This is a genomic window from Erwinia billingiae Eb661 (assembly GCF_000196615.1).
GTDB classification, from domain to species: Bacteria; Pseudomonadota; Gammaproteobacteria; order Enterobacterales; family Enterobacteriaceae; genus Erwinia; species Erwinia billingiae.
The window spans coordinates 754,199-767,970 of sequence record NC_014306.1; the positions used below are offsets into that span (position 1 = coordinate 754,199).

Sequence of the window (13,772 nt, forward strand, 5' to 3'; positions counted from 1 at the left end):
TCAGCGCCCCAGATAGACTTCGATAACCTGCTCGTTGGCCTGCACATCGCGCAGCGAGCCCTCGGCCAGAACCTGGCCCTGATGCAGTACCGTTACATGGTCGGCGATGGTTTCGACAAAGCCCATATCGTGCTCCACCACCATCAGCGAATGCTGTCCCGCCAGGCTGCGAAACAGCTCGGCGGTGTACTCGGTTTCCGCATCGGTCATGCCCGCTGCCGGTTCATCCAGCAGCAGCAGATGCGGGTCCTGCACCAGCAGCATGCCGATTTCCAGAAACTGCTTCTGACCGTGCGAGAGTAAACCGGCCAGCCGGTAGCGTTCGGCACCCAGCCGCAGCAGCTTCAGCACTTCATCAATGCGATCCTGCTGCTCGCCACTCAGGCGGCTGCGCAGGCAGGCCCACACCGATTTGTCGGTTTTCAGCGCGATTTCCAGATTTTCAAACACCGTCAGCGCTTCAAATACCGTCGGTTTCTGGAACTTGCGGCCAATGCCGATACGGGCAATGTCCACCGGTGACAGGGTGGTGAGATCGGTGCTCTGGTCATACATTACCCGGCCATTGTCCGGCCGGGTTTTGCCGGTGATCACATCCATCAGCGTGGTTTTGCCGGCGCCATTCGGCCCGATAATACAGCGCAACTCGCCGACGCCAATCTGCAACGAAAGGTTGGTCAGCGCCTTAAAGCCGTCAAACGAGACGTTAATATTTTCCAGCAGCAGCACCGGATCGGTCTGGTCGCGGTGGCGGTCGGCCGGATGGGGTTGGGTAAAAAGTTGATCAGTCATGCTTCCTCCGGCGGATCAGCCCGATGACGCCACGCGGCAGGAACAGGGTGACCAGGATAAACATCAGGCCAAGGAAAAACAGCCAGTATTCCGGGAAGGCCACGGTAAACCAGCTCTTCGCGCCGTTGACGATCCCGGCACCCAGCAGCGGGCCAATCAGCGTGCCACGGCCGCCGAGCGCGACCCAGATCGCCGCCTCAATCGAGTTGGTGGGCGACATTTCGCTGGGGTTGATAATGCCGACCTGCGGCACATACAGCGCCCCGGCCAGCCCGCACAACACCGCAGAGAGCGTCCAGACAAACAGCTTGAAGCCTTTCGGATCGTAGCCGCAGAACATCAGGCGGTTTTCCGCATCGCGTACCGCGGTCAGCACCCGGCCAAACTTGCTGCGCGCGAGGGCGAAACCGATGCCGAGGCTGGCCACCAGCAGCAGCACGGTGGCAACAAACAGCCCGATGCGGGTGCTGGTGGCGGTCACCTGGAAGCCGAGCAGGGTGGTGAAGCCGGTAAAGCCGTTGTTGCCGCCAAAGCCGGTTTCATTTCGGAAGAACAGCAGCATGCCGGCATAGGTCAGCGCCTGGGTCATGATCGAGAAGTAGACGCCTTTAATCTTCGAGCGAAAGGCGAAGAAGCCGAAGATCAGCGCGAGGATGCCGGGTACCAGCACGATCAGGCACAGCGTCCAGGCAAAGTGCTGGGTGCCGGTCCAGAACCACGGCAGCTCGTTCCAGGAAAGGAACGACATAAAGGCCGGCAGCCCGTCGCCGGAGGCCTGGCGCATCAGGTACATGCCCATCGCATAACCGCCGAGGGCAAAGAACAGCCCGTGGCCCAGCGACAGCAGCCCGGCGTAGCCCCAGACCAGGTCCAGCGCCACGGCGACGATGGCGTAGCAGAGGATCTTGCCAATCAGCGTCAGGGTATAGGTGGAAAGGGCCAGCGGATTATCCGCCGGCAGCAGCGCGAGGAAAGGCAGCACCAGCAGCACCAGTAAGGCCAGCAGGCCAATACCGATTGTCAGGCGCGGCGCTTTCTGCGTCAGGGTCAGCGTCATCGGTTGCGTCATCAGTCAATCACCCTTCCTTTAAAGGCAAACAGCCCCTGCGGTCGTTTCTGAATAAACAGCACGATCAGCACCAGGATCAGAATTTTGCCGAGCACCGCGCCAATCTGCGGCTCCAGCACCTTGTTGAGGATCCCCAGCCCAAAGGCGGCGACCACCGTGCCGGCCAACTGGCCCACGCCGCCGGTGACCACTACCAGGAACGAGTCAATGATGTAGCCCTGGCCCAGTTCCGGGCCGACGTTGCCGAGCTGCGACAGCGCCACGCCGCCCAAACCGGCAATGCCGGAACCGAGGCCGAACGCCAGCATATCCACGCGACCGGTGGGCACGCCGCAGCAGTCCGCCATCGCCCGGTTTTGCGTCACCGCACGCACGTTCATCCCCAGACGGGTTTTGTTCAGCAGCAGCCAGGTGAGGAACAGCACGGCAAAGACAAAGACAATTACCGCCATGCGGTTATACGGCAGCACCAGGTTCGGCAGCACCTGCAATCCACCGGACAGCCACGGCGGGTTCGCCACTTCCAGGTTTTGCGCACCAAACAGCATGCGCACCAGCTGGATCAGCATCAGGCTGATGCCCCAGGTGGCCAGCAGGGTTTCCAGCGGACGCCCGTACAGATGGCGAATAATGGTGCGTTCCAGCGCCATGCCAATCGCGGCGGTGACAAAGAAGGCCACCGGCAGCGCCAGCAGCGGATAGAACGCCAGCCACTCCGGCGCAAAGCGCTGGAACAGCGTCTGCACCATCCAGGTGGCGTAGGCGCCAAGCATCAGCATCTCGCCGTGGGCCATATTGATCACCCCCAGCAGGCCGTAGGTGATCGCCAGCCCCAGCGCGGCCAGCAGCAGCACCGAGCCCAGTGACAAACCGGTAAATGCCTGGCCCAGCAGATCGCCGAGCACCAGCCGGTGTTTAATCTGCTTCAGGCCATCAGCGGCGGCGGCGCGCACCGTGGCGTCCGGCTCGTTCTGCGGCTGCGACAGGCGTTCAAGCACCGCCTGGGTTTGCGGATCGCTGGTTTCGCCTAACAGCTTCACCGCCTGCAGACGCACCTGCGGGTTGCTGTCGCCAATCTGCAAACCGGCCACCGCCTGCGCCAGTACCGCATGGACGCCGTCGTCTTTTTCCGCCGCCAGACGTTGGGTCAGCAGCGGCAGCTGATCGGCCTGCGCGTCGTTTTGCAGCGCGCGCGCCGCGCTCAGGCGCGTTGCCACGCTGTCGCTGACCAGCTGATGCGCCGCCAGCGTGGTGGCAATCATTACCCGCAGGCGGTTGTTCATAAACAGCTTTTTGGTACTGCCCGTCGGTTGCGCCACGCTGTCCAGCGCGCTCAGTTTGCCGTCAACCTCGCTGAACGGCTGTTTGTGCTCATCCAGCACCACGTTTTCGTTACGCAGGGCCTGAAGAAAGGGCAGACGGGACGGATCGGGTGTCGCCGCCCACCTCTGTAAAAGTGTGATTTGGTCGCTGCGGCTGGCGGCCGCAAAATCCGCCGCCGGACCGGCAAAGGCCGACAGCGGGGCCAGCAGGCACAGGGCCAGTAAAAATGTGCGTAAAGGGCGAATCGTCATCGCAATGCCCGTCCATGTCAGGGTTGCAGAAAACAGGCCGACGCATCGGCCCTTTCGGGAAAAATCATACTGGCGAACTGGCGTCCGCCCGTGGGTGTTATTTGGTGGTTTTCACCGGATAGTCAGGCTTTTTATCGTTACCGGCGATATACGGGCTCCATGGCTGAGCACGTACCGGCTTATCGGTCTGCCAGACCACGTTGAACTGACCGTTATCTTCGATTTCACCAATCATCACCGGCTTGTGCAGGTGGTGGTTGGTCTGGTCCATGGTCAGCGTAAAGCCGTCCGGTGCTTTAAAGGTCTGTCCGGCCATTGCCGCACGCACTTTATCCACATCGGTGGTGCCGGCTTTCTCAACCGCCTGCGCCCACATATGGATGCCGACATAGGTCGCTTCCATCGGGTCGTTGGTCACTGCGGTGGCGGCGTTCGGCAGGTTGTGCGCTTTGGCGTAAGCACGGTAATCGGCCACAAACTGCTTGTTCACCGGATTATCAATCGATTCGAAGTAGTTCCACGCCGCCAGGTTACCGACCAGAGGTTTGGTATCAATGCCGCGCAACTCTTCTTCACCGACGGAGAAGGCCACCACCGGGACGTCAGTGGCTTTGATGCCCTGATTCGCCAGCTCTTTGTAGAACGGCACGTTGGAGTCACCGTTGATGGTGGAGATCACTGCGGTTTTACCGCCCGCCGAGAATTTCTTGATGTTCGACACGATGGTCTGGTAATCGCTGTAACCAAACGGCGTGTACACCTCTTCGATATCGCTGTCCTTCACCCCTTTTGAATGCAGGAAGGCGCGCAGGATTTTGTTGGTGGTGCGCGGATAGACGTAGTCCGTGCCCAACAGGAAGAAGCGTTTGGCGCTGCCGCCATCTTCGCTCATCAGGTATTCCACCGCCGGGATCGCCTGCTGGTTAGGCGCTGCGCCGGTGTAGAACACGTTTGGCGACATCTCTTCGCCTTCATACTGCACCGGATAGAACAGCAGGCCGTTCAGCTCTTCAAACACCGGCAATACCGATTTACGCGATACCGATGTCCAGCAGCCAAACACCACCGCCGCTTTATCCTGCGTCAGCAACTGACGGGCTTTCTCGGCAAACAGCGGCCAGTTCGAGGCCGGGTCAACCACCACCGGTTCGAGCTTTTTGCCCAGAACGCCGCCTTTGGCGTTAATCTCGTCGATGGTCATCAGCGCCACATCTTTCAGCGGCGTCTCGGAGATCGCCATGGTGCCGGAGAGCGACGAGAGGATCCCGACCTTAATGGTGTCCGCAGCCTGCGCACCCCATGACAAGCCCATACTGACAACCGTGGCGGATAGCGCAAAAGCCTTGAGCAGTGAACGTCTTTTCATCTGGCGAACCCTCAAAAGTATTGTTGTTTATGGTGGTGAATCCGGTTGTAGCCTTGCCTGTTGCAGCATATGCAGCGTGATCTTTCTGACCTCTGCCTTACTGACAGCGATATGGTCGGTCAGAATGCGTTGGGCCTCCTCAGCGTGTTGATGTAAAACCGCCTGCAAAATCCGGGCGTGCTCGTGATAGGTCGCCTCAATGCGGTCTTCCCGGGTAAAGTCGAGACGACGAATGATGCGAATTTTTTCGGTCAGTTCAGCGTGGATGCGCGCCATTTCGCTGTTGCCGGCGGCGGCCACCATCGCCATATGAAACGCTTCGTCATGCAGGGAAACCGCCTTGCCGTCTTCCAGCCGTGGCGCCTCCACCCAGAACAGGCTTAACGCGCTCAGCAGTTCGCTGGCGCGCGCAGGCGGCATGCTGCACAGGCGGCGCACCGCCTCGCACTCCAGCACAATCCTCAGGTCGTAAAGCTCTTCGAAGTATTCGAAGTCGAACTGGCGAACCTGCCAGCCACTGCGGAAATAGACTTCGACATAGCCTTCACGCTCCAGCCAGAACAGCGCCTGCCGCACCGGCGTGCGGCTGACCTCCATCCGTTCTGCCATTTCGCTTTCGCTGAAGCGGTCACCCGGCATCAGGCGGAAATCGAAAATGTCGTTCTTGATGGTCTGGTAGACCTTTTCCGCCAGCGCTTCCGGTCGGGCCTTACCGCGTTTGGACTGAAGTTCCTGCATCCTGACTCCTTATTCCAGCCACAGCAGGGCATCACCAGGGCTGACGGCACGGCCTGGCTGACAGGCAATGCGTTTAACAATGCCAGCCTGCGGCGCATGAATGGCCAGCTCCATCTTCATTGCTTCAACGATGATCACCGGCTGACCGGCAACCACTTCATCGCCCGGTTTCACCAGCACTTTCCAGATATTGCCGTTCAGATCGGCGCTGACCTGCACGCCGCCGTCTTCAACTTCCTCTGGCAGCAGATTTTCATCGCTGGTCAGCGGCGCGCCTTCCTCTTCCTGTGCCCACAGCGCCACTTCGGCGTCGAAGGAGCTGGCCTGTTTGCTGCGGAATTCGGCGATAGACGCGGCATTGTCCTGCAGGAACTGCTGATGGTCGGCGAAATCAAATACCGTTTCTTCGATGGTCACGGTGGCGCGGCCTTCGCGGAAATCTTCCCGCAGCACATCCAGTTCCGCTTCGGTCACCGGGTAGAAACGCACCTGGTCGAAGAAGTGCAGCAGCCACGGCTCGTTGGCGGCAAACTGTTCGTTTTTCAGGAATTTGTTCCAGATGGGCAGCGTGCGCCCCACCAGCTGATAGCCGCCTGGCGAGTCCATGCCGTAGATGCACATATACATGCCGCCAATGCCCACCGTGCCTTCGGCGGTGTGGGTACGCGCCGGGTTATATTTGGAGCTCAGCAGGCGGTGACGCGGATCGATCGGCACGGCGCACGGCGCACCGAGATAGACATCGCCCAGCCCGAGGATCAGGTAACTGGCATCAAAAATGGTGTCGCGGACCTGTTCGCGGCTGCGCAAACCGTTGATGCGCTGAATAAAGTCGACGTTGTTCGGTAACCATGGCGCGGTGGATCGCACCGTTTCCTGGTAACGCTCAACGGCACCCAGCGTGGCGCTGTCCTCAAAGGCCATCGGCAGATGCACAATGCGCGAAGGCACTTTCATCTTGCTGACGTCGCCGAGGTTTTTCTCCAGCGTCAGCAGCAAGGTCAGCAGCTGTTTCTGGCTGAGGATGCGGCTGTCATAGCGGATTTGCAGCGAAAGCACGCCTGGCGACAGCTCTTCAATGCCCGGCTGGCCGGTCTCGCGCAGGGCGGTCATCAACAGGTGCACGCGCAGGCGCAATGCCAGATCCAGCACGTTGTCGCCGTACTCCATCAGGATGTAGTTGTCGCCCGCCTGACGATAAACGGCGGTTGGGGTAAAGGCGGTGGCCTTGATGGCGGCCAGCACCGTTGCCGAGCCGTGTTCGGTTTCAGCCAGTGATGGCACCGGGTAGGCAGGCTGCGTGGTGGCGTGCAGTTTATCGACGCTTTTCGCCTGCGCCTGCTCCAGCGCATGGGCCTCTTCAAAGCTGATGGGATGGAAGCGGATGCGGTCGCCAGGCTTAACCTGACCGACTTTCCACAGCTCGGCTTTGGCGATGGTTACCGGGCAGACGAAGCCGCCCAGGCTCGGTCCGTCGCGGGTGAGGATCACCGGGAAGTCGCCGGTAAAGTTCACTGCGCCGATGGCATATTCGCAGTCGTGAACGTTGGACGGATGAAGACCGGCTTCACCGCCGTTGGCGCGGGTCCAGCTCGGTTTCGGTCCGACCAGACGCACGCCCAGACGGTTGGAGTTGTAGTGCACCTGCCACTCACTGGCAAAGAATTCGTCGATCGATTCCTGGGTGAAGAAGTCCGGCGCGCCGTGCGGGCCGTACAGCACGCCGATGCGCCATTCGTCGCCGTACACCGGCACCAGCGAGGCGTCTAACGCCTGCGGTTCGCTGACCGGGGCCGGCGTGGTGCAGGCGGCCAGTTCAGGCTGCGAAATCGCCAGCATATCGGCAACGCGCAGGGTGCGGCCGGCGTGGCCACCAAACTGGCCCAGGGCGAAGGTGGAGCGGCTGCCTAGGTATTCCGGCACGTCAAAGCCATTACGCACCGCCAGATAGGTGCGGCAACCCATCTGCGCACGGCCGAGGGTCAGCGTCTGACCGGCTTTGACGGACACCGGCTGCCAGTAGGCCACCGCGTCGCCATCCAGCGTGGCCGGGCATTCGGCACCGGTGAGGGCAATCAGGGTATCGCTGTGGAAGCGCAGGGTTGGGCCCTGTAGCGTGAACTCCAGGCCCGCCGCTTCTTCGGCGTTGCCGACAATGCGGTTGGCCAGGCGGAAGGCAAAATCATCCATCGGGCCGGACGGCGGCACGCCAATGTCCCAGTAACCCAGGCGGCCGGGGTAGTCCTGAATGCTGCTCCAGGTGCCGGGTTGGATCACTTCAATCACCGGCGAGGCCGGTACAAAGCTGTCGAGCATCCGCGTCCACACCTTACCGCTGCGGAAGGCCTCGGTGGCGACGATCTGCCGCAGGTAATCCAGGTTGGTGGCAATGCCGTGCAGGCGGGTTTCGCTCAGCGCCTGCTGCATTTTGGCTAACGCCGCCTCGCGGTTCTCCGCATGGACGATCAGTTTGGCAATCATCGGGTCGTAAAACGCGGATACTTCGGTGCCGGTGTTGATCCAGCCGTCGACGCGCACGTCGTCCGGGAAGCAGACTTCGGTCAGCACGCCAGGGCTTGGCTGGAAGTTTTTCAGCGGATCTTCGGCGTAAATACGCACTTCGATCGACGCACCCTGCGGTGCCAGCGTCAGGCGCGGCCAGTCAATTTCCTCTTCGGCGGCGACGCGCAGCATGCATTCAACCAGGTCCAGCCCGGTGACGCTTTCAGTCACCGGATGCTCCACCTGCAGGCGGGTATTGACCTCGAGGAAGAAGAAATCATCCTGTTCAGCATCGTAGATATATTCCACGGTGCCGGCGCTGCGGTAGTTAACCAGTTCGCCCAGTTTGACCGCCGATTCCAGCAGCGCGGCGCGGGTGGCTTCCGGCAGCTGCGGTGCCGGGGTTTCTTCCACCACCTTCTGATTACGGCGTTGCAGCGAGCAGTCGCGTTCACCGAGGGCGATCACCTTGCCTTTGCCATCGCCAAAAATCTGCACTTCCACATGACGGGCGCGGTCGATGCAGCGTTCGAGGAACACGCCTGCATCGCTGAAGAACTGTTCGCCCAGGCGACGGACGCTTTCCCAGGCGTTGCTCAGCGCCTCCGCATCCGCACAGCGGGTCAGGCCGATGCCGCCACCGCCTGCGGTGCTTTTTAACATCACCGGATAGCCCACGCGTTCTGCGGCGCTCAGCGCCTCGTCCAGCGAGGCCAGCAGCGGCGTGCCCGGCGTCATCGGCACGCCCGCCGCCGCAGCCAGTTCACGGGCACGGTGCTTGAGGCCGAACTCGCCAATCTGCTGGGCCGTCGGGCCGACAAAGGCGATGCCGGCCTCTTCACAGGCGGCGGCAAACGGCAGGCTTTCTGACAGGAAGCCATAACCGGGCCAGATCGCCTGCGCACCGGTCTCTTTGGCGGCGGAGAGAATTTTATCGATGCGTAAATAGCTGTCGCTGGCCTTTTCCCCGCCGAGGGCGATGGCGATGTCAGCATCCTTCACGTGCTGCGCATTTTTATCGGCGTCCGAAAACACCGCCACGCTGGTGATGCCGAGGCGTTTCAGGGTGCGGATGGCGCGGCAGGCAATTTCGCCACGGTTAGCGATCAGGACAGTATTAAACATGGGTGGTCTCCTTGCGGGTCAGCCAGTTGCGCCAGCCGCCAAATTCAGTAATGTCCGTCGCCTCTGGCAGCACGGCGGGTTCACAGATAAAGCCCTTCACCAGGCGGCCATCCGCCAGCTCCAGCGTGCCAATCCCCAGCGGAGAGGGGATTTCAGCGACAAATTCACCGAAGCGCGCCAGCGGGATATCCCAGAGTTCCACCACGATCGACGCGCCGTCGCTGCCTTTGGCGAGGCCCGGTTTTGGCGGTGTGGTGTTGGCCAGCGCATACAGGCGATAGCAGGCGGCGGTGAGGGTCTCTTCCACCAGTACCGCATCGCGGCGGGTGAGCTGGTGGTTAAGCGGCATGCCGGTCAGGTGGGCACCGACCACCGCCACGCGCACATGCAGCGGCGAGGCCGGCAGCGCGGAGTAGGTGGCCGGCTGGGATTTGCCGGTGGCGCCGAGGCTCAATGCCTGGCTGGCCTGCCAGCGCTGGCCGAAGGTCACCAGCGCGCGGTCATACCAGGCCGGGGCAATCAGGGTGATGCCCGCCGGTAAACCGTCTTCGCGGAACGGGCCGGGCAGCGCCAGCGCCGAGAGATCGGCGAGGTTGGTAAAGTTGGTGTAGGTGCCGAACTGCGAGTTAAAGCGCACCGGCTCCTGCTTCATCTCTTCCAGCGTGTGGATGGTGGGCGAGGTCGGCACCACCAGCGCATCGAACTGGCTGAGGGTTTGCTGGATTTGACGGGTCAGTTCCGCGCGCAGGTATTCGGCCTTAAAGGCATCGGTGGCGCTGTAGTTATTGCCGCTGGCGACGATGCCGTACACCACCGGATCCATCTCTTCCTTGCGTGCCAGCATCTCGCCGACGGCGACGGTGCGTTCAGCCACCCACGGGCCGTAATAGAGCTGTTCCGCCAGCTGGTGGAAGGCCGAGAAGTCGATGGGATGCAGCGTTGCGCCGGTGGCTTTGAGCGCCTCGACGGATTTCTCCCACGCCGCTTCGGCCTGGGCATCGGCAAAGAATTCCAGCGTGGCGGGGATTGCCAGGCGCGGCGCGGCAGGCAGTGAGGCGGGCGCCAGACCCGGATTGCGGCGCGAGTAAGCATCGCTGGCGTCATAACCGCCGGCACAGCTGGCGGCGAGGAACGCATCTTCCACCGTCAGCGCGAAGATCGAAATGGTGTCGTTCAGGCGACAGGCGGGCACCACGCCGGTCGCGGATAACCAGCCTTTGGTCGGCTTGAGGCCAACGATATTATTAAAGCCCGCCGGTACGCGGCCGGAGCCGGCGGTATCGGTGCCCAGCGCAAAGCCCACCAGACCGCGCGCGGTGACCGACGCCGAACCGGAACTTGAGCCGCCGCTGACATACGCCGGGTTGAAGGTATTGCAGACCGCACCAAACGGCGAGCGGGTGCCGACCAGGCCGGTGGCATACTGATCGAGGTTGGTTTTGCCAATCACCACCGCACCGGCGGCTTTCAGATTGGCCACGGCGGTGGCATCCGCCGCCGCGTTATAAGCAAATGCCGGGCAGGCGGCGGTGGTGGGCCAGCCTGCCACGTCGATATTGTCCTTCACCGCGAACGGCACCCCAAACAGCGGCAGCGACGTCGGGTCCTGCTGCCAGGCGGTCAGCAGCGGTTCAACCTGTGCGCGGATCTGCGCCGGCGTCGCCAGATACAGCCACGCGTTATCCCCGGTGGATAATTCGTTCAACAGGCCGGTCAGCGTGTCGAGAACGGCGTCAGGATGCTGCTGCTGATAGTGATGCTGCCAGTCGCTAAGGGTGAATCCGGTGGTCAGGGCCATAAGTTGAATTCCATCTGGTATACAAGATTGAATTCAATTGAGCAAAACGCGTGCCAATCAGTAACAGATTGAATTTGATGGTTTTTTAAAACCCGCCCCGTCAACGGTGCACGCTGGACGAGCAGGGAGTGAGCAAAAACAGGGCAGGGAGTACGCGGGGATCAGGGGTTTGGCTGACTCAGCCTGTCCTGCAGGAAGGCGAGGAACTGGCGGTTAATTTCGCTTCGCTGGCGATGCTGGGGGAAGACCGCATTCAGGCTCAGCGGTGAGGGGATATACTCATCCAGCACCCGGACCAGCTCGCCACGCGCCAGCGCACCGCCGACGATAAATTCCGGCAGCAGCACCAGCCCCAGCCCGGCCACGGCGGCATCCAGCAACACCTCACCGTTATTGCTCTGCACCGGACCGCTGACCGCCATGATCTTGCGCTTCCCGTCCACCTTCAGCTCCCAGCCCGTTTGCCCTTCGCGGCCATAGCGCAGGCAGGCATGTTGCAGCAAATCGTCCGGCTTTTCCGGTTGTGGCAGTCGCTGCAGGTAGGCAGGGCTGGCACAGATCACCCGTGGCAACTCGCCAAGCTTGCGGGCCACCAGCGTGGAATCCGCCAGCGTGCCGATGCGGATCGCCATGTCGAACCCTTCGCCAATCACATCGACATAGCGATCGGCCAGTTCGATCTGGAAATTAACCGCCGGATGGCGCGACAGAAATTCGGCAATCAGCGGAGAAAGGTGACTCATGCCGTAGGACATCGGCATGCTGATGCGAAAGGCACCGTGCAGCGCCTGATGGCGCTCGGACACCGCCTGCTGGGCTTCCTCGATATCTTCCAGGATGCGCTGCGCGTGTTGAGCAAAGGTGTGGCCGGTATCGGTGACCGACAGCTTACGGGTGTTGCGGATCAACAGCCTGGCACCCAGCGAGTCCTCCAGCGCTGCCATCCGGCGGCTGACGTACTGCTTGGAGAGCATCAGCTGCTCGGCGGCGGCGGTAAAACTGCCGGAGGCGATCACCACCAGATAAATCCTCAGATCGTCAATCTGCATATTGTCCACTCATTTGTGACAGTGATTGCCTTTACAGGCCATTGTTGAGCAAATGAGTTTACTTGTAATCTGGGTTCATCGGAAGGGCAACCGCTCTCCAGAAACCTACACTGAGATTACCGGAGCAGATCATGATCGAACAAAGACTGTCAGAACAACGCGGAGTGGGCGACCACGGTTGGTTGAACTCGCATCATACTTTTTCGTTTGCTAACTACTGGGATCCAAAACAGGTTGGCTTCTCGGATCTGCTGGTGATCAATGACGACCGGGTGGCCAAAGCCCGCGGATTTGGTGCCCATCCGCACAGCAATATGGAGATTATTTCCTATGTGCTGGAAGGCTCGCTGGAGCATAAAGATTCAATGGGTACCGGCTCGGTGATTGTCCCTGGCGATGTGCAGTTGATGAGTGCCGGTAGCGGCGTCACGCACAGCGAGTTTAACCACTCGGCCACTGAAGGCGTGCATTTCCTGCAGATCTGGATTGTGCCGGCAGAGAAAAATACCCCGCCGGGCTACCAGCAGGTGTCGGTCAGTGACGCTGAGAAACGCGGCAATTTGCGGCTGATTGTCTCCCCGGATGGCGAAGATAACGCGCTGACCGTGCGCCAGGACATGAGGATTTACGCCGGTCTGTTTAACGGTGACGAGCAGCAAACCTTCACCCTGAATGCCGATCGCTATGCCTATATTCAGCTGGCACGCGGCAGCCTGACGGTAAACGGCATTCGCTTTAAAGCCGGTGATGGTGCCCGGGTGCGTAATGAAACCACGCTGACCTTCAGTGACGGTGATGACGCAGAAGTGTTGTTATTCGACCTGCGGCCGGTGGAAGTGAATCACCAGACGCGTTAATTCGAGGTGAAAAAACAACGGCCACCCGCAAGGTGGCCGTTTTTCGTGCTGGCGCGCAAAATTAATGGCTTTGCAGGAAGGCCAGCAAATCTTCGTTAAGCCGATCCTGATGGGTGACGGCAAAACCGTGCGGCGCATTGTCATACACTTTCAGCTCGGCACCGGGGATCATTGCCGCAGCGACTTTGCCGGTGGTCTCGAACGGCACCACCTGATCGTTACTGCCGTGGATCACCAGCGTTGGCACGGTAATTTTCTGCACATCGCCGCGGAAATCCGTTTCTGAGAAGGCAGTAACGCAGTCGATGGTGCCTTTCAGCGACGCCAGCAGTGCAATGTTCAGGGTCTGCGTCAGTGCGCCCGCGGAGACGGTCTGCCCGGCGTTGGTGCCGTAGAAAGGCACGGCAAAATCACTGATAAACTGCGCGCGATCCTGACGCAGTCCCGCTTTGATGCCGCTGAATACCGACAGATCCACCCCTTCAGGATAGTCATCGGCCTTGCCAAAGATCGGCGTCACCGCGCCCAGCAGCACCAGCCCGGCAATGCGATCGCTGCCGTAAGTGCCGAGATAACGCGCCACGTCGCCGCCGCCCATCGAGAAGCCCACCAGCGTCACGTCGCTCAGATCAAGCTGCACGATCAGTTCGTTGATATCAGAGGCAAAGGTATCGTAATCGTAGCCGGTCCACGGCTGATCGGAGCGGCCAAAGCCACGGCGATCGAAGGCAATGCCACGGTAGCCTCGTTCCGCCAGGAAGTTCATCTGGCTGTCCCACATATCCGCATCCAACGGCCAGCCATGACTGAACAGCACCGGTTTGCCGGTGCCCCAGTCTTTGTAATAGATCGCTGTGCCATCGGAGGTTTTAATCGTGCTCATGGTGTTTATCCTGTCGTTG

10 protein-coding genes are annotated in these 13,772 nt (G+C 60.8%); 1 reads left to right on the top strand and 9 read right to left on the bottom strand.

The window, feature by feature from the left end:
• The 8 genes from urtD to EBC_RS04825 all read right to left on the bottom strand — a co-directional run bounded on the left by urtD (nt 1) and on the right by EBC_RS04825 (nt 12,013).
• Nucleotides 1-792: an urea ABC transporter ATP-binding protein UrtD gene (urtD, locus tag EBC_RS04790; RefSeq protein ID WP_013200670.1), complete on the bottom strand. Its 792-nt coding sequence runs from the start codon at nt 790-792 to the stop codon at nt 1-3.
• Nucleotides 785-1,861, bottom strand: a complete 1,077-nt coding sequence (gene urtC, locus EBC_RS04795; protein WP_013200671.1) for an urea ABC transporter permease subunit UrtC — start codon at nt 1,859-1,861, stop codon at nt 785-787. Before urtC ends, urtD begins: the two co-directional genes overlap by 8 nt.
• The gene (gene urtB, locus EBC_RS04800; RefSeq protein WP_013200672.1) at nt 1,861-3,435 is read right to left on the bottom strand and encodes an urea ABC transporter permease subunit UrtB; all 1,575 of its coding nucleotides are present in this window, start codon (nt 3,433-3,435) and stop codon (nt 1,861-1,863) included. The genes urtC and urtB overlap by 1 nt, the downstream gene beginning before the upstream one ends.
• A gap of 97 nt (nt 3,436-3,532) precedes the next feature.
• Entirely contained in the window at nt 3,533-4,801 is a 1,269-nt protein-coding gene (gene urtA, locus EBC_RS04805) for an urea ABC transporter substrate-binding protein (protein WP_013200673.1), read from the bottom strand.
• A 27-nt stretch (nt 4,802-4,828) separates the two neighbouring features.
• Nucleotides 4,829-5,539 (bottom strand): GntR family transcriptional regulator, encoded by a 711-nt coding sequence (locus EBC_RS04810; protein WP_013200674.1) that lies wholly within the window; start codon nt 5,537-5,539, stop codon nt 4,829-4,831.
• A gap of 9 nt (nt 5,540-5,548) precedes the next feature.
• Nucleotides 5,549-9,166 (bottom strand): urea carboxylase, encoded by a 3,618-nt coding sequence (gene uca / locus EBC_RS04815; protein WP_013200675.1) that lies wholly within the window; start codon nt 9,164-9,166, stop codon nt 5,549-5,551.
• Nucleotides 9,159-10,964 (bottom strand): allophanate hydrolase, encoded by a 1,806-nt coding sequence (gene atzF / locus EBC_RS04820; RefSeq protein ID WP_013200676.1) that lies wholly within the window; start codon nt 10,962-10,964, stop codon nt 9,159-9,161. Before atzF ends, uca begins: the two co-directional genes overlap by 8 nt.
• A 161-nt stretch (nt 10,965-11,125) precedes the next feature.
• Entirely contained in the window at nt 11,126-12,013 is an 888-nt protein-coding gene (locus EBC_RS04825; RefSeq protein ID WP_013200677.1) for a LysR family transcriptional regulator, read from the bottom strand.
• A 131-nt stretch (nt 12,014-12,144) separates the two neighbouring features.
• Between EBC_RS04825 and EBC_RS04830 the strand changes: the two genes are divergently transcribed.
• Nucleotides 12,145-12,870, top strand: a complete 726-nt coding sequence (locus tag EBC_RS04830; RefSeq protein WP_013200678.1) for a pirin family protein — start codon at nt 12,145-12,147, stop codon at nt 12,868-12,870.
• 61 nt (nt 12,871-12,931) lie between these two features.
• On the opposite strand, the gene EBC_RS04835 is transcribed toward EBC_RS04830, so the two are convergent.
• Nucleotides 12,932-13,753, bottom strand: a complete 822-nt coding sequence (locus EBC_RS04835; RefSeq protein WP_013200679.1) for an alpha/beta fold hydrolase — start codon at nt 13,751-13,753, stop codon at nt 12,932-12,934.
• Between the last annotated feature and the right edge of the window lie 19 nt (nt 13,754-13,772).

Coding starts and splice junctions, on each gene's coding strand:
- urtD (WP_013200670.1), bottom strand. CDS start 792: ATGACTGATCAACTTTTTACCCAACCCCATCCGGCCGACCGCCACCGC.
- urtC (WP_013200671.1), bottom strand. CDS start 1,861: ATGACGCAACCGATGACGCTGACCCTGACGCAGAAAGCGCCGCGCCTG.
- urtB (WP_013200672.1), bottom strand. CDS start 3,435: ATGACGATTCGCCCTTTACGCACATTTTTACTGGCCCTGTGCCTGCTG.
- urtA (WP_013200673.1), bottom strand. CDS start 4,801: ATGAAAAGACGTTCACTGCTCAAGGCTTTTGCGCTATCCGCCACGGTT.
- EBC_RS04810 (WP_013200674.1), bottom strand. CDS start 5,539: ATGCAGGAACTTCAGTCCAAACGCGGTAAGGCCCGACCGGAAGCGCTG.
- uca (WP_013200675.1), bottom strand. CDS start 9,166: ATGTTTAATACTGTCCTGATCGCTAACCGTGGCGAAATTGCCTGCCGC.
- atzF (WP_013200676.1), bottom strand. CDS start 10,964: ATGGCCCTGACCACCGGATTCACCCTTAGCGACTGGCAGCATCACTAT.
- EBC_RS04825 (WP_013200677.1), bottom strand. CDS start 12,013: ATGCAGATTGACGATCTGAGGATTTATCTGGTGGTGATCGCCTCCGGC.
- EBC_RS04830 (WP_013200678.1), top strand. CDS start 12,145: ATGATCGAACAAAGACTGTCAGAACAACGCGGAGTGGGCGACCACGGT.
- EBC_RS04835 (WP_013200679.1), bottom strand. CDS start 13,753: ATGAGCACGATTAAAACCTCCGATGGCACAGCGATCTATTACAAAGAC.